Annotated in this window: 11 protein-coding genes; 6 read left to right on the top strand and 5 right to left on the bottom strand. The window is 54.7% G+C overall.

Annotated elements, in window-relative coordinates:
• Positions 1 to 140 precede the first annotated feature (140 nt).
• From ACRZ96_RS10650 to ACRZ96_RS10635, 4 genes are all read left to right on the top strand, one after another.
• The gene (locus tag ACRZ96_RS10650; protein ID WP_480814488.1) at positions 141 to 341 is read left to right on the top strand and encodes a hypothetical protein; all 201 of its coding nucleotides are present in this window, start codon (positions 141 to 143) and stop codon (positions 339 to 341) included.
• Positions 342 to 814: 473 nt separating this feature from the next.
• Positions 815 to 1,234: a ribbon-helix-helix protein, CopG family gene (locus ACRZ96_RS10645; RefSeq protein ID WP_480814487.1), complete on the top strand. Its 420-nt coding sequence runs from the start codon at positions 815 to 817 to the stop codon at positions 1,232 to 1,234.
• Positions 1,231 to 3,060 (top strand): relaxase/mobilization nuclease domain-containing protein, encoded by a 1,830-nt coding sequence (locus tag ACRZ96_RS10640; protein WP_480814486.1) that lies wholly within the window; start codon positions 1,231 to 1,233, stop codon positions 3,058 to 3,060. The genes ACRZ96_RS10645 and ACRZ96_RS10640 overlap by 4 nt, the downstream gene beginning before the upstream one ends.
• Before the next feature lie 87 nt (positions 3,061 to 3,147).
• The gene (locus ACRZ96_RS10635; protein WP_480814485.1) at positions 3,148 to 4,185 is read left to right on the top strand and encodes a hypothetical protein; all 1,038 of its coding nucleotides are present in this window, start codon (positions 3,148 to 3,150) and stop codon (positions 4,183 to 4,185) included.
• 264 nt (positions 4,186 to 4,449) lie between these two features.
• Here the strand turns inward: ACRZ96_RS10635 and ACRZ96_RS10630 are convergent, their stop codons facing one another.
• From ACRZ96_RS10630 to ACRZ96_RS10615, 4 genes are all read right to left on the bottom strand, one after another.
• Positions 4,450 to 6,123, bottom strand: coding sequence for an alkaline phosphatase family protein (locus tag ACRZ96_RS10630; RefSeq protein WP_480814484.1), 1,674 nt, complete (start codon positions 6,121 to 6,123; stop codon positions 4,450 to 4,452).
• Between the two features lie 228 nt (positions 6,124 to 6,351).
• Positions 6,352 to 8,151: an NAD(P)-binding domain-containing protein gene (locus tag ACRZ96_RS10625; protein ID WP_475163779.1), complete on the bottom strand. Its 1,800-nt coding sequence runs from the start codon at positions 8,149 to 8,151 to the stop codon at positions 6,352 to 6,354.
• Between the two features lie 148 nt (positions 8,152 to 8,299).
• Complete coding sequence (locus ACRZ96_RS10620) at positions 8,300 to 10,042, bottom strand: sigma-54-dependent Fis family transcriptional regulator (protein WP_170533786.1); 1,743 nt, start codon at positions 10,040 to 10,042, stop codon at positions 8,300 to 8,302.
• 241 nt (positions 10,043 to 10,283) lie between these two features.
• Entirely contained in the window at positions 10,284 to 11,222 is a 939-nt protein-coding gene (locus ACRZ96_RS10615; protein ID WP_480814483.1) for a carbohydrate kinase family protein, read from the bottom strand.
• A 531-nt stretch (positions 11,223 to 11,753) separates the two neighbouring features.
• Between ACRZ96_RS10615 and ACRZ96_RS10610 the strand changes: the two genes are divergently transcribed.
• Together ACRZ96_RS10610 and ACRZ96_RS10605 are read left to right on the top strand one after the other, a co-directional pair.
• Positions 11,754 to 12,734 (top strand): nuclear transport factor 2 family protein, encoded by a 981-nt coding sequence (locus ACRZ96_RS10610; protein WP_480814482.1) that lies wholly within the window; start codon positions 11,754 to 11,756, stop codon positions 12,732 to 12,734.
• 406 nt (positions 12,735 to 13,140) lie between these two features.
• Positions 13,141 to 13,500, top strand: a complete 360-nt coding sequence (locus tag ACRZ96_RS10605) for a universal stress protein (RefSeq protein WP_480814481.1) — start codon at positions 13,141 to 13,143, stop codon at positions 13,498 to 13,500.
• A gap of 78 nt (positions 13,501 to 13,578) precedes the next feature.
• Here ACRZ96_RS10605 and ACRZ96_RS10600 read toward each other — a convergent pair whose 3' ends face one another.
• Entirely contained in the window at positions 13,579 to 15,186 is a 1,608-nt protein-coding gene (locus ACRZ96_RS10600; RefSeq protein WP_480814480.1) for a BCCT family transporter, read from the bottom strand.
• Positions 15,187 to 15,389: the final 203 nt, after the last annotated feature.

The following is a 15,389-nucleotide window of genomic DNA, read 5'->3' as shown; positions in this document are numbered from 1 at the left end:
CCCGGTCGGGCACCGCGCTTCAACAGGGAATTTCCCCTGCGCCTGCGGCGCATTCCGCGCGGACCAAATTCCCTGCTGACGTCCCCTTGATGCCCGCTTTTCCCATGTTCATCGAAACACGCCATAGCGAGGATCAAACAATGGCAACTCAAACACTGAAACTGAACGTCAAGACGGGTGAAAAAGAAGGCAAGACATTCTGGGATCGATGCGGGGTGCTCTTCGTCAATACCGATGGGACAGGCAACATCACCTCGATCCAGGTCAAGCACAGCATGTTCCCTGGCGTCGACATGGTGGCCTTCCCGAAGCGGGACGACCACGATCCCGTCACCGAATGACGAGAGGGCAGGGCGGCGCAAGCCGCCCTTTCTTCTGCTCCGGCCGCAGGCCGAACCACATATGCGCCACAGGTGGCGCGCGGTCCTAAGATCGGGCAGGGATGATGACCTGCCTCAACGATGGAGCAGACAACCCTGCCAAACCCGCCGCGAAAACAGCGGGAAATCGAGCGCGCTGAGGCGCGCGGAAAATGCCATACTGACCTTGAACGTGCCGGTATGTGACGGGCGCTGTTCGGGCAGCTCCCGCTTTGCGTGATTGCCCTGCGCCGGTCCACCGGCACCCACGCCTGCTGGCTGGAAAAGGGGCGGGACCCTTTTTCCCGGCGTGGAGAGTGCCTCCAAGAGCAAAACTATTCCGCGGGCGATTTGAGAAAATACGGATTTCTAAAATCACCCCCGGTTTCCTCTTGGAGTGTATGACAGGATAAGGTAGTTGTGTTACAAGCTAAAAATACAACCTGAGGTATATATTGAGCAAGCCCGGCGACACCACTGTCTTCTCTGTTCGATTGCCGTCAGATGCGTTGGCGCGATTGGAAGAGGCCGTGCAGTCGCTTGGGGCCAAGAGCCGCAACCAGATCATCCAGCGTCTGATCTATCGTCTGATCGGGTATCTCGATCCTGACCCCGCTGTTGTGGATCTCTGGCAGACGCACTTGCGGCAGGTTCAGGGTGGATACACCAACCTCAATCAACTGGCGAAATCGGCCAAGCGCGGCACGGTGATCTGGACGGATGACGACCGGCGCGATGTCGAAAATCTCCATCGTGCGATCATCCAGCACCGGCAAGACCTGAAAGCGATGATCACTGCCGCCCGCCGAAACCGAGAGCCGGAATCTGCCATTCGCCGGATCTTGCGCGACGACGATTGGGCACCTGGAGAATGAACGCCGCGACCCGAGATCTCACAGCAGGGGATTTCCTTGAGCTTGCCTTCCGGGAAGCGCAGAAGGGTATCGATCGGTCCAAGCAGATCAGCCAGCAGCTGCAGACTGCCAAGCGCATGAAGTTCATGATCTCCCGGGCGTCGTCCATCAAGGCGCGGCTTGGTGCTGTGGTCGGAAAGCCTGAAGCGGTTGTGAAACACGTCCGCAAAGGCGGGGTGAAAAACGCCCATGAGCTGCGCCGCCAGATCAACTATCTGACCGTCAGGGCAGAGGGCATATTGGACATCCGGGACAATGGCGTGACCCCGCTCGATGCGGATCAGGTCAGTGATCTGATCGAGACCTGGGCCGAGGATTTCAACGGGAAAACCAACTACGGGTACACCCGTCACATGATCGTTTCTTTTCCCGAAGGCACATATCCGGACGCCGCTCATGAGGCCGGTTTGGAGTTCGCGGATCGTCTGTTTGGACGCGGTGATTTTGGCGATACATGGGACTATCTGACTGTGTTCCACAACGACACCGATAACCCCCATGTCCACATCGTTGTGAACAACCGAGGTGTCGAGCATGGGCAGTGGCTCGCTATGGGCATGAGCAGCGACATGAACATAGATGTTCAGCGCGCCATCCAGGTCGAGGTTGCCGAAGGATACGGCATTGAGCTGACCGCGACGACCCGCCTTGAGCGCGGTTTGCGGCAGGAAGTTGAGACCGACACGTGGAAAGTTCAGGCCGGAATATCACTTGTTGAAAGCACTCCGGAGGTTGAAGTTACGGCCCGCGACATGGCCGGTGATGTGATGACTCTCTCCATCGCAAGAATGTCGGATCTGTTTGATGAGCGCGCCAACGCCGTCAAAGACCGGATCGAAGAGTTTGCCATCCAACTCGTAGAGGGAGAGGAGCCAGTGGTTTCGCGCATGGAACACCTATTGGACCAAGCCCATCATTTTGATGACTATGGCGCGCCGGGAGACCCGTCTTATGTGTCGCCCGAGGTTATGAGCAACCTGCGGCGGCACATCGAAACGGGTGGGTCCGAGGAAACAATAGCGCCCGAACTGACGGCACAGGTTGTTGCCCATATCAGCGACGTTCGGGACAACGAACAGAGCCATCCGTATCTGTCGGCCCTTGCTGACATTGTCGATGACAAGGCGTTCCAGGCGTCCGAAAACTACTTGCCGCCAGCAGTGCGCTATGACGCCTACATGCGGGATACTCTGGGCGAGGATGCCAGTGACAATTGGTCGAAGAAGTCCGCCGATATTCTGCAGTCCATCAAAAAAATGGAAGGACTGGCGCGCGAGGTCGAAGATCCACACATGCGCGCCTCAATGGATATTCAAATAGGTGAGCTGAAAGGCGACGTCGCGAATATGCGGCCCAACGATCCTGATCTGCAAGCTTTCATCATCGAAGACCGGCGGTATTCCACGATGATGGACACCGCCGAACTGGATATCTTGGATTATCCAGAGGCCGAACAGTGGGCGGCGATCCGCAAGGAAGTCACCGACACGGCCAGCAGCTACGGCCTCGATGGCGAGGCGTTTGTTGCCCGCTTTGGCGATCATCACAACGTCACTTTGGGCACAACAATGGGGTGGCGCAACGACGATATCTCGACCACAGCAGCCCATTTCCAGGCGCAAGGATTGTCCGACAGCATTGACCGCGCCGAGGCCGTTGTTGATGAGCTGCACCAGCTTGCGTCTTCCAGGATCATCGCAATCTCCGAAGAACTCTCAGAGGTTCACGCCCATGCAACGCACCCGCTCTTGCAAGGGCGCGGTAATGATACCGGACACAGCTTGTAAGGACGTCATCCGGTCTGCCTGATGCGCGCGCCAACGCCCCAGGCAGATCCATCACAGAGTTATCCATCAACTCGCAAAGGAAAAACTATGGTTTCCCGTACAGACTATCTTTTGAACGAAGTCGAACACTTCGCACCCTATTCCAGATTTGATCAATCCGCCCCGCGTGAAGATCGCGTTTCTGAGCAGATCGACATCATCACGAAAGAGCATCGGCGTATGGGGTATGACAATGCCGCCATCGGTGGCCGACTGGCTGATATCGAGGACCAGGCCAACCGCCGTGTTGACGAACATACGGCGCAACAAGATCTGGTCGAAGAACTGAAAACCGAATTGGAGGCTGCGGAGCGGTCAGGGGAGCCGGTAGATCTGAACGATATGCAGGCATTGGTGTCTCAACACATGAGTGATGCTCAGGAATACGACCTGTATCACCCCTACTATTCGTCCCTTGCGGATCTGTCGGGCGACAAAAGTTTTCAGGGTTCCGACGACTACCAGTCGCCCGGTGATCGCTATGTTCAGTATATGCAATCCGCTTTGGGGGAGGCCATCTTTGAGAACTACGAGCAGCAGACCAAGGACATCGTGAACTCCATCGAGAACATGGAGGCTCTTGCACGAGAGGTCGAAGATCCGCACTTGCGTGCCGCAATGGACGTTCAGATCGGGGAGTTGAAAGGCGATGTTGCCGAACTGCGCCCATATGACACCGACCTGCAGGCATACACTTTGGCTGATGACAGCTACACCACATCCATGAATGCGGCCGAGTTGGACAACCTGGACCCGTCCGAGGCTGAAAAATGGCTGGCTGTGCGTGATGACATTGTGGCGACCGCGCACAGCTTCGGTCTCGACGGAAACACCTTCCTGGCCCGCTACAACGATCATGACAGCGTTTCGGTTGGCACAACGGCGACTTGGAAAGACGCGGACATTTCCACCGTTCATGCCCATTTCAACAGCCGGGGCGTTCCAGACAGCTATGAGCGCGCCGAGGCCGTTGTCGGTGAGCTGCACCAGGTTTCGCCCGGCAAGATTGCCGCCGTGGTGCAGGAGATTGCCCAAACCCGCGAACAGGTTGCCCACATCCATGAAGATGAGGGTCACAGCGTGTAGGGGCTACGTAGAAAGTACTTTTGATACTGCAGGACCAGTTTAAGGCTCGGTGCAAAACAGGGCGGTATTGAAGTTTCCGAGCAGGACGTGTTGAAAACCGACCCTTCGCGGCACCTTGCCTGAACTGGTAAGATGCGGGACAAACCTGACGTTCGTTGAGGTCATTCTCCAAATCTCGCCAAACTCGGCAGACTAGGCCAAAGAACACAGCCAACCATAGCGACACACTTAACAGTCCGGCATCCGATAAAAGGACAAGACCACTCATGGATCTGTAATGCCAATCTCGGTAAGCGTTTCACCAGCAGCACTGCTAGGTTGGCTGATACCTAAAATAGTGCTCAGAGTGACGGCCACGTCCACCGTTGAAACAGGACGGCTGACGCGAGCGGGCTTGATGCCTGGACCAGCGAAAATGATCGGAACATGTGTGTCATAGCGCCAAGGCGATCCGTGCATAACGGCAATCGGGCCATCTTCAAAGAGAAATGAATAAGGCGTTTGCACAACGTAAATGTCGCCAGAGCGCGTTGGGTGATAATTTCGCCGGATCTGCTCCTCCAGAGTATGCCCTCGCTGTTCAGCAAGCGGTTCGGTCGGCATCGCAAGGTCAATGCCAGATGCAGCCATCAGTTTTTCTGCGATATGTCGCTCGATTACGCGTCTGTCGGCGCCTGACGCTTCTATCGCGCCATTGTCCAAATAAACGTAAGGGCGGAAAAAGAACTGTATTGCGGATTCCACTCCGAACTCATCGGCGATCACCGAATTCACGTCCATCATCAATGCTTCGGTTGAGTTACGGAAGGTTGAAAGACCAGCTTCGGCCATCTCTTCTGGCGCTTCCGGCATGCCATGATCGGCGGAAAGTACGTAAAGCAAGTTTTCACGCCCAACCTCTCGATCCATAAACTCAAAGAAATCTGCCAGTGTCTCATCCAAACAACGCACCATTTCTTCATTTTCTAGGCTGGAAGGTCCGAAGAAATGGTTGGTCGCGTCAACGCCAGAAAAACTGACGCTTAGGTAGTCTGGCCATTCGTCCTCTCCAAGCCCTTCTTCTTTGACTACAGTTTTTGCGAAATCGGCTGTGATCCGGTCCCCATGCGGCGACAATAATACTTGTGTGTAGTAAAGCCCGTCGTCTGGCGTCCCATAGAAATGCGGGAAAGTTCGACCGAACGTACCAAGGTTCGTTACGAAGGAGCGTTCCTTTCTTTCCATTAGGTACGGTGCGTCTGAACACTCCGGCCACCACTCACTTTCGATTTTCGCATCTGCGGGGCGTTTGGAATTCCAATCGAGAACCCAATCTGGATAAGCGTCATAGTAAAATTTACTTGTTTCAAATGCCCCTGTTGCCGCCGACAGCCATAAAGCTTTTCCAGAATGCCCTGCCATTGCAACCGCCGAACGGTCTTTACCAGATACAGAAAACACTTTTGATCGACCTGCATTGGCCTTCACCAGTTCGTCTCCGAAAGTCGTCGCCAACAAGTTAACTGGAGAACGGCCCGAAGTAGCAGCAGCGGCTTGTGTCGGGTCGACTTGATCAACGTCTCCACCGAAGCCTGGGACCGGCAGCATCGGGTAGTCCGGATCTTCAATATTGTATCCCAATCGCTCTTCAGCCCTGTTGAACCAGGCATTGCCAATCATTCCATGCTCAGAGGGATGGGCTCCTGTAGCGAGTGTCGCGTGGCCAACAATGGTTTCGGTGTTGGCGTGACGATGATGAGCGTCAGTGTACCAGACGCCGCTTTCCATAAGCCTTTTGAAGCCGGCTTCGCCGAAGGCGGCCTCATAACGAGAAATCAAGTCTCCGCGCAGTCCATCAACTGTGATTTGCACAACAAGCCTGATGTCTTCCGTTGCACTGGCTGTCGTTGCGAGAATTGAAAGGAGGATGGTTGAGACTAATGCCAGTGATCTCTGCATTTATGACCTCATAGGGCTACCTTATGCTCTGAATACCAGCATCTGCGCCCACCGGCTACCAAGGGTCAGAAAAGATGCTCTTTTTAACATCCGCTTTGGGCTCTTCGCGGTCATAGGAGGCGCTGCAGCATCCGGCGTTCCACTCTGCTGGGCCACCTTCACGAGCGGCCCAAAGCAGACTTTCAATCGAATAAATTGAAAGTCCACTTCTTGGTTGTAGCGCATGCTTTAACTGAGGTGATGCACATCTTGAAGGCCGTAGACAGGCGTCGGGATACCCTCCAACCGGGCCTTTATTTGCAGCGACAGGAACTGTGAATAATGCCGGGACTGATGCAGGTTTCCACCATGCATCCAAAGGTTTGGAACCTGTGTCGGCTTCCACATATTGCGTTGCTCGCCTTCCCAGGGTCCCGGGTCCTTGGTTGTGTCAGAGCCCAGACCCCAGCATTTCCCAAGCCGATCTGCCATATCCTGACCCATCAGGTCTGCGACCCAGCCGTTCATCGAGTTATACCCGGTCGCATAGACCACCAGATCGGCATCCAGATGCGTGCCGTCATCAAGGATAACTCCGGTTTCATCAAGCGCAGTGACCTGACCGCGTTTCAGCTTGATCTCGCCATCAATGATCAACTGGCTGGCACCGATATCGATGTAATAGCCCGATCCGCGACGCAGGTATTTCATGAACAGCCCGCTGTCGTCGTCGCCCCAATCCAGCCAGAACCCGGCCTTTTCCAGACCATCATAGAACTCTTTGTCCTGCTCTTTCATCGCGGCATAGGCCGGAATCTGGAATTCATGCAGAATGCGATAGGGCAGCGATGCAAAGATCAGATCGGCCTTTTCGGTTGTCATGCCAGACCGCACCGCACGTTCAGAATAGAGATCGCCCAGTCCGATTTCCATGAGGGTGTCCGAGCGGACAATATGCGTCGAGGACCGCTGCACCATTGTCACATCGGCATCGTTTTCCCAAAGCGCGGCGCAGATGTCGTGGGCCGAGTTGTTGGACCCCACCACGACAACTTTCTTGCCTGCCCATCTGGCCGGCCCGTCGTGTTCCGAGGAATGTGCCTGCTCACCCTTGAAAACATCCATACCCGGAAAATCAGGCATGCGTTTCTTGCCGGACATACCCGTCGCCATGATCAGCTGCTTGGGCCGCAACACCACCTCTTCGCCATCCCGGTCCACCGTGATGGTCCATTCGCCCTTGTCTTCATCGAAGGTGGCGGATTTGGCCGTCGTGCGCGTCCAATAATTCAGCTCCATCACTTTGGTGTACATCTCAAGCCAGTCGCCGATCTTGTCCTTGGGCGAGAACACGGGCCAGTTTTCCGGGAACTTGATATAAGGCAGATGGTCATACCAGACCGGATCATGCAGGCAGAGGGATTTGTAGCGATTACGCCAACTGTCGCCAGGCAGGTCATTCCGTTCAACGATGATCGTCGGGACGCCGAGCTGTCGCAGCCGCGCACCCATGGCGATCCCACCCTGACCACCGCCGATGATGACGCAGTAGGGCTGTGTTTTGTAGCCCAGTTCAGCCTCTTCCTGGGCCCGTTCTTCCGCCCATGTGGTCCTGTGTTTGCCCGCACCATGCTTGGCCCCAAGTGGGCGGTTGAACCCTTTGGGCTCTTCATGACCTTTTAGCTCGACCATCGTCGTCAGCAAGGTCCATATTTTGCCATCCTTGAGGCGGATTAACCCATAGCCGCGTGCCACTTCGGTTTCGAACTCGATCCATGCGGTGGTTATTCCGCCGTCTTCAGTGGGCACTTCACCTTCGGCTATTTTCCAACCGCTCGGCTTGGTTGTGGCCAACTGATGCGCGAGCATATCTGCCACCTGCGCCTTGCCTTCGACCGTTTTGATATTCCAGGTAAAGCTGACCAGATCGCGCCAATAGCAATCGTCCTGAAACATATCGCAGGCGGCATCAATATCGCCTTGGGACAAAGCCGCACCGAAGTCATCCAGGAACCCCTGCACCTGATCCGAGAGTGTTGTGTCGAGCATTTCATCCTCCCTATCTCCACGGTGCAAAAGGCTGGCAAATCCGCGGCCCTTCGGGCAAGTCGATTTGGCGGCTCAACGCTTGACCTAGGCCAAAAACACCAAGACTTGTTGCGCGCGCAACAAGGGCGCAACACGAAGGCATGTGCGTTTATGCAGGTGGAATAAGCCCGGCCTTTCGCACACGGCGCAGGATTGTCGACCGGTTCACGCCAAGGCGTCGCGCCACTTGAGACATGTTCCAATCGCAAGCACGCAGCAGTGCTTCCAAATCATCTGAGTCCAGCTTTTGCGCAGGGGCGAGCGCCGGGGCTGGCAAATCCGTCAAGTCGATGATGTTGTCCTGACACAGGGCGACCGCGCTGTGCAGCAGATGTTCCAGTTCACGAATATTGCCGCTCCATAGTCGTGATTTCAGATCGGCGCGCGCGACTGTCGACAGGTGAATATCATGGCTTGCAAACCGTCGAAGCAGGCGATCAATCAGCCAATCCAGATCCGCCCGGTGGCGCAAAGGCGGCAGAGAAAATGTGGCCCCCGCAATCCGGTGCAGCAAATCTTCACGCAGACCGCCCTGCAATCCCGCCGGGGGCTGCCGACATGAGGCAATGATCCTCAGATCAGCCCGCCGCTCAAGCACTGCTAAAAGAGAGGCCTGTGCAGGCTCGCTCAGGTCTTCAACACCGCGCAGGAACAGCGTGCCGGGGTCGATGGTTTGGCAGAAATCGAATGTCTCGGTATCGCAGCAGATCACTGTGTGGAAATCCTGTCTCGCAGGATCGGCCATGTGGATCGCACGCGCCAGTTTGGTCTTGCCCGTGCCGCTTTCACCGGTCAGCAAAAGCGGCAGGCTGGTCGGTGCAAGACGCGCAGCATTGTTCAAAAGCTGCTGAAGGTCCGCATCCGGCCCCGCAAAACTGCCAAGTGCTCCGGGCAGAACCTGTTCTCGCTTGCGCAGGGCCGCCGTCATCTGCGACGTCTGTGGCGCAACGGCATGACCATAGAGCGCGCGCCCGTCCTTGAGGTGCAGAACGCGGTCTTCGGACGGTCTGCCGCGCATGAACTCCGGCATGTCATCAACACTGATTTCAAGCCAGTCCTGCAATTGCGACCCGATCAGGTGGCCCGAACCGTCCGGGTCCAGTGCGCGTCGGGCCCCCGAGGTCATACCGATGATCTTGCCGCTGCCGTCCACGGCAACCGCTGCTTCGGGATCGACCTCAAGAAACTCGGGGCTGGCTGAAAAGCGCAGGACCCAATCGCGCCTAGTCGATGCCATCAGGTTTGCCATCTCGACGCGACGGGCGGAATTCGTCACCAATGTCATGGCCAGATTCTGCGACGCCTTAGGCGAAGGTCCACGCAACAACGAAACATCCAGAACAGCCGCAAGACCACCTTTGGTATCGAAAATAGGCGCTGCCGTACAAGACAGCGGCGTATGCGTGATCGAAAAATGATCCCCCTGATGGATCGTCACCGGCTGACCTGTAACGATGCACGACCCTACCCCGTTCGTTCCTGCCAACTCTTCCGTCCACTTGAATCCCAGATGAAGACCGGCAGTTCTGAGTTCGTCCTCAAAGTTCCGGTCGCCAAAGAAATCGACGCAGACGCCATCTGCATCCGCAAGCAGTAGGACGTAGTTCTGCCCTGCAACCTGCGCAAACAACGATTGCAGCCCCGAGCGCGCTGTTGCGATCAGACGTTCGGATTGCTCCAGATGTTCACGGAATTTGGTGTCAGGCAGGATATGCGCGGGTTCCTGCCGTGAGGGATCCATACCATAGGTTTCAACACAGCGCTGCCAGCTGTCCGCGACAAGCCGGTCTCTCCCTGTATCGAACCCGCTTAAGACACGGTCAATCTCTTTTGTGTGCTGGCGATCCAACAGCTTCCCGCCCTACAAATCCTCTCTAAAATTAGCATGAGGATGGCTTCGCGCCTATGTTCAAATTTCGTCGGGCAAACGTTTGGCGCTTTGCCTCGTCAAGCTGACCTTCGTTGAACGCGCAGCATTGGGCCCTTTCGGGCTCAGTCCGGTCATCTGACGGTTTCGGTAGGTTTTAGGGTCGGTTCAGACGACATCAAGTTCGGCTCAGCGCACTAACTTGCCTTCGGTCCGAGTGGTTTCACTATGGTGGGGTCTGCGGCACCGAGAACGTTTTTAACCCATCAGTGGCTGTATGCCCGGACAGGCAGGCGGCGGCGGCCCTCTCTCCAAATTTGAGGCAATTCTCAATTGGCCAGTCTTCGTGGATTCCATGGACAACGCCGGAGCAGAAAGCGTCACCAGCGCCCACCGGGCTGATTATTTGCTCCGCAGGTATAGAGTCCGGTGCGAAAGCGATTTCAACCTCGTTCTCACAACATACAATTTGTGTCGGGCTATGGATTATGACAGCCCGGTTGACCCCGCCAGACTTCAGGATGCGAGCCGCTTTTATCATTTCGTTGGGATCAGTTCTCTGCGTCAGGTTGATACCTGTCGCCTCCTCGGCTTCAAGTTCGTTCGCAAACAGAAAATCGATTTCCGGAAGCGTCTTTGACACGATGTCTCTGTATGCCCCGGATCTGAAAGATGCGAGGTCAACGCAGGTTAGCATGCCCGCAGCTCTGGCGTCCGACAAAACCAGTGCGGCCCTGGTTTTGTCCTCCGGCAGAACCTCATCCAGCTTATCGAGCAAAGTTAGATAACCAAGATAAAAGAGCTTAACTCCGGCGGCCGATAACTCATCAATTTTTATCGACGAAGCGTCAAACAAACTGTTCGCACCACGGTGGTGGAAGAACGTGCGGCTGTCGCCCTGCACGTTCATTACATGCGTTTGTGATGTTGTTGCCCGTGTAGTTCGCTGCAGGCCGTTCACCGGTAGCCCCGCCTCGGCGCAAAGACGCAAGACTTCGTCGCCCATAGCTCCCGCGCCGGTTAGCCCGATTGGGATCACCGGGTAACAAACGCCCATAGCTTTCAAACCCAATGCAACATTGGCCGGTCCGCCGCCAAGGTCGATATGCTGGTTTTCAATAAGCGCCAGTCCTGACTTTTCTGGCCAATGCGAAATTGTGTGCACCGTGTCTAGGATCCAATTTCCCGCGCATGCGATGCCTTGTCTCTCGTTTCCGGGCTTTCTCGGGCTGAGCACGTAAATTTCCTACATAGAAGATGACACTGCCGTGAGATTAACAGACCTCTTTCGACTGCGCACTCTGAAACCAGATTACTGATTGACCTGCTGTCGACTGAGACCACCACACGATCATCTTTTCAACCAAACGTTGCTTCAGTCGCTTTGGGCTTATAACGGACGCCTACCGAGCTTTGCCAAATGACCTTAAAGTCGTTCAGCACGATTCCAATCATTTCGTCCGCTGAACATAGTTTGCATGGCGTGTGGTGAATGTCTTAAACGACTGTCTCACTAGCGTTGACGACAGCCCGTTTGCGATACCAGCGCATCGGTATCACGACGAACGTTGATGCTCTGGCTGTCAACTGGTTTTACTATCCCTAAAGCAAGGGCTCCACCAATTTTGACAGTTGTGACTAAGTTCAGTTCATCAGACCCTATGAGATACGGCGCGAAGTTCTTATCATGGCTGGCATGAGAGATACGATAAGCCCCTCCCCGGAACTTGCAGCGATTGTCGAACGTTGGATTAACGCCTATGGCCGGGGCGACGGTGAGACGGTGGCACATCTATTTTCTGACGATGCTGCCTTGTCATATTTCGGCTCAGCCCAAGGTGAGGCCTGGAAAGGTGATGCTCTGCGTCGCGGTATGGAGCAATACATCGGAGAAGTCCCACGATTCCGGTGGAACGCAAAGGAACTGAGAGGATTTGAATGCGGATCACTTGGTTGGGTGGAATGGGAAGCAAGGATTGATGGCATTGAGACAGGGCAGTCCGCGCATCTGCGCTCCACAGTCATTCTGAAACTCGAAAAAGGTTCCTGGAAGATCGTACACGTTCACAATTCCATTCCAGTCAACAACGTCGAAGGCTTCGGATACGAGGCCAGAGGCTTTGAAGAGTTGCTCGATGCCGCCCTCTCTACACCCTACGAACTCGGGCAAAGTGGGATTGCGACCATTATGTTTACTGACATAGCGGATAGCACGACAATTGTGGAGGCTATAGGAGATACACTTTGGACAGACGCTCTCGGAAGACATCTGCGACTAGTCGAAACACAAATTGTTGAAAGCGGTGGACGTTTAGTAAAATCACTGGGAGACGGCGTAATGTCGTCTTTTGCATCCGCAAGGGCAGCGCTACTGGCTGCTCAGAATATACAACGGGCAAATTCGGCGGAAACCAACGAACCAAAGCTACAGGTCCGAATTGGCTTGCACACCGGTGAAGTGATTACGTCCGATGCTGATCACTTCGGAACTGTTGTCAACAAAGCTGCACGTATAGCGGCCCTTGCAGCACCCAGTGATATTCGCGTTTCGGATGCAACACGGATCATGGTGGGCGGGTCACAGGAGTTCCAGTTTGCCGAGCAAATAACAGTTCCGCTCAAAGGCCTGGAAGGGGAACATACGATTTTCAAACTGAACTGGCTTGAACACACTTGAAACCGGAAGCCGTGATCGGTTCATCACTATCGCCTGAAGTGCAGAACGACCAGAATGGTGCAATCGCAGAAGTTTGACTTCGGGCACATTGCAGACCTCCGAGCAGAAGAAGCATGCACACTGTAGCGCGAATTGGTCAACGGCCCATTGCGGACTCTCAACCCACCCACCGGATGCTGCAGTCGCAGCCCGCTTAACGGCCATTCGCTGCAACGGCGAAATTTTGAGACCCATGAACGGGAAAGGTGCGGACAAAGCGGCTGCTGTTTATGGAACGCGGTCGCTCTTGACTGTCCGCCTTGCAAAGTCATTCAATACTTATCGGCCAAATGCGTGAAACGGGATGGTGAAAATGCCACGAGATGCGAAATTAATCCTATGCCCGATAAACCTTCGTCACGTCAGGTTGGACTACAGCGCCTACGAAGAAGCAATCGCGATGGCCAGACGCAGAGAGGCGCGGCTTCTCGTAGTGACAGTTGCGCCAGAAATGGAGCGAAACTTGAATATTCGCGACTCTGTTGGCTATTGGAGCGAGCAATTGGAGAAGTTTGTAGAAGATCACCCGGCAGAAGGCGTTGAATTAGAAACGGTCGTTCGAACCGGTGCTGTGCATCGCCAAATCGTAAAGCTCGCCGATGAACGCAACGTGGATATGATCGTGATGGAGGCGGCCAACCCAAAGATCCAGGATTACCTGCTGGGAACGACCGCCAGCCACGTAGTAACACACGCCAGTTGTTCGGTTTTTGTTGTCCGACACTAGTCGTTTCAAAAACCTCGGTAAATTGATGTGATGGCTCCCTTTTCTCTTAAGGAAGCCATCATTGCTTTAGTCCGCTTGCTACAGCTTTTTGTATTCGGATCGCAGAGCCAACCACAAACAGTAGCACATAATGAGGATCACCAGTGTAAATGGAATCCCCATTGATACGGCAGCCCCTTGTAGGGCGTTCAATCCACCGCCTAGAAGAAGCGCAATGGCAACCAAACCTTCCAGAGTGCACCACCAAACACGCTGAACGACAGGTGCATCCAGTTTACCGCCTGCGGTGATCGTATCGATAACCAACGACCCTGAATCAGATGACGTGACAAAGAAGATCACAATCAAAATCAGCGAGATAGGGGCGACGATATTGTACAGAGGCAACTCCTTGAGGAAACCGAACAGGGCGCCCTCTGGCGCATAACTGTCGATGACTGTTGCTTTGACGCCTTCAGCGCTACCTGCATTCAGCATGTCAATCGCGGCCCCTCCAAAAGTGGACATCCACAATGCACAGACCGCCGTAGGAGCAATAAGGGCACAAAGCACAAACTCACGTACCGTACGACCCCGAGAGATCCGGGCAATGAACATTCCCACGAAAGGAGACCATGCAATCCACCATGCCCAGTAGAACGTAGTCCACCCATGGAAAAAGCTGGTATCCTCTCTGCCAAAGGGATTTGAGAGCGCAGGAAGCAGCGTGACATAGTCAACCATGACTGAAACGTAACGAGCAATTGCAGCCGCCACTCCGGTCACCGCGATCACAAAAATAAACAGACACACAGCCATTATCATGTTGATCTCGGATAGCCGTTTCACACCGGCGTCCATTCCCAACAAAACAGAACCAAGTGCAATGAGCGTGATCGCGACAATGATGATGACGGTCAATGTCGGTGAAGGCGTGATGCCAAACACTTCATTCAAACCCGCGGCAACCTGTTGCGCACCAAGGCCCAATGAGGTCGTCAGTCCGAAGAGGGTCGCAAAAACGGCCAGCGTGTCGATGACATGCCCCCAGAAGCCCCAGACACGTTCACCAAGCAGCGGAAAGAAGGCCGACCTAAGCGTTAGCGGCAAATTCAAGTTGTATGCGAAAATTGCCAGTGCCAGACCCACTGCAGCGTACACGGCCCAGCCTTCGAGACCCCAGTGATGGATCGTACCAACAACACCAATATACTCATTGCCGGGCTCGCTGATGTCGATGTTTAAGGGGCGCGCATTCCCATCTTCCGAGAAGTTGTAGTACACAGGCTCCAAGACACCGAAAAACAGTAGACCGATCCCGATCCCTGCGGCAAACATCATTGCGATCCAACCCGCATACGAGTAGTCGGGCTTCGCGTCTTTTCCGCCAATTCTGACCTTTCCGACCGGCAAGACAATGAGGGCCAGGCAGAATAAGGTGATCGCATTCACCGACAACACGAGAAACCAATCAAAAGTGCTTGTCAGCCACGGCCGCAGCCAACCAAAAAATGCTGCGGCAGCTTCCTGATTGGCCAATGCCACGATCACGAAGCCCAGTATCAGCAAACCAGAGACGATGAAGACAGGGTTATGGATATCCAACCCGAGAGGTCTGATGTTGTCCTGTCCGAGTTCATATTCGGTCTCGAAATCCCAGACGCGAGGGTCTGGGTCGAGCATCTTTTTTTGACTTGTATCTGACATTTTACCTCCCTTAGCATTGTGTTATGCGTCTTAGCGTTGCACAACCTGGGGCAAACTGTCCAACATTGTGTCGAACACAGCTGCCACAATAGACGGCGTTCCAAATACCAGCGCTGTCAATGAGCGTTCAAAACTGACCCGGTTTCAGCATTTAAATTTGACCCACCCTATGTGGCGCAAAGCCCCCAGGCGGGCCGCCCTCA

The organism is Ruegeria sp. CF1 (assembly GCF_056537445.1).
Note: the sequence above shows the minus strand (reverse complement) of the source record. Positions and strands in the feature narration are given on the sequence as shown.

What these genes read in the sequence shown, in the direction of transcription:
- ACRZ96_RS10650 (WP_480814488.1), top strand. Translation starts at nt 141, where the DNA reads ATGGCAACTCAAACACTGAAACTGAACGTCAAGACGGGTGAAAAAGAA.
- ACRZ96_RS10630 (WP_480814484.1), bottom strand. Translation starts at nt 6,123, where the DNA reads ATGCAGAGATCACTGGCATTAGTCTCAACCATCCTCCTTTCAATTCTC.
- ACRZ96_RS10635 (WP_480814485.1), top strand. Translation starts at nt 3,148, where the DNA reads ATGGTTTCCCGTACAGACTATCTTTTGAACGAAGTCGAACACTTCGCA.
- ACRZ96_RS10610 (WP_480814482.1), top strand. Translation starts at nt 11,754, where the DNA reads ATGAGAGATACGATAAGCCCCTCCCCGGAACTTGCAGCGATTGTCGAA.
- ACRZ96_RS10640 (WP_480814486.1), top strand. Translation starts at nt 1,231, where the DNA reads ATGAACGCCGCGACCCGAGATCTCACAGCAGGGGATTTCCTTGAGCTT.
- ACRZ96_RS10625 (WP_475163779.1), bottom strand. Translation starts at nt 8,151, where the DNA reads ATGCTCGACACAACACTCTCGGATCAGGTGCAGGGGTTCCTGGATGAC.
- ACRZ96_RS10600 (WP_480814480.1), bottom strand. Translation starts at nt 15,186, where the DNA reads ATGTCAGATACAAGTCAAAAAAAGATGCTCGACCCAGACCCTCGCGTC.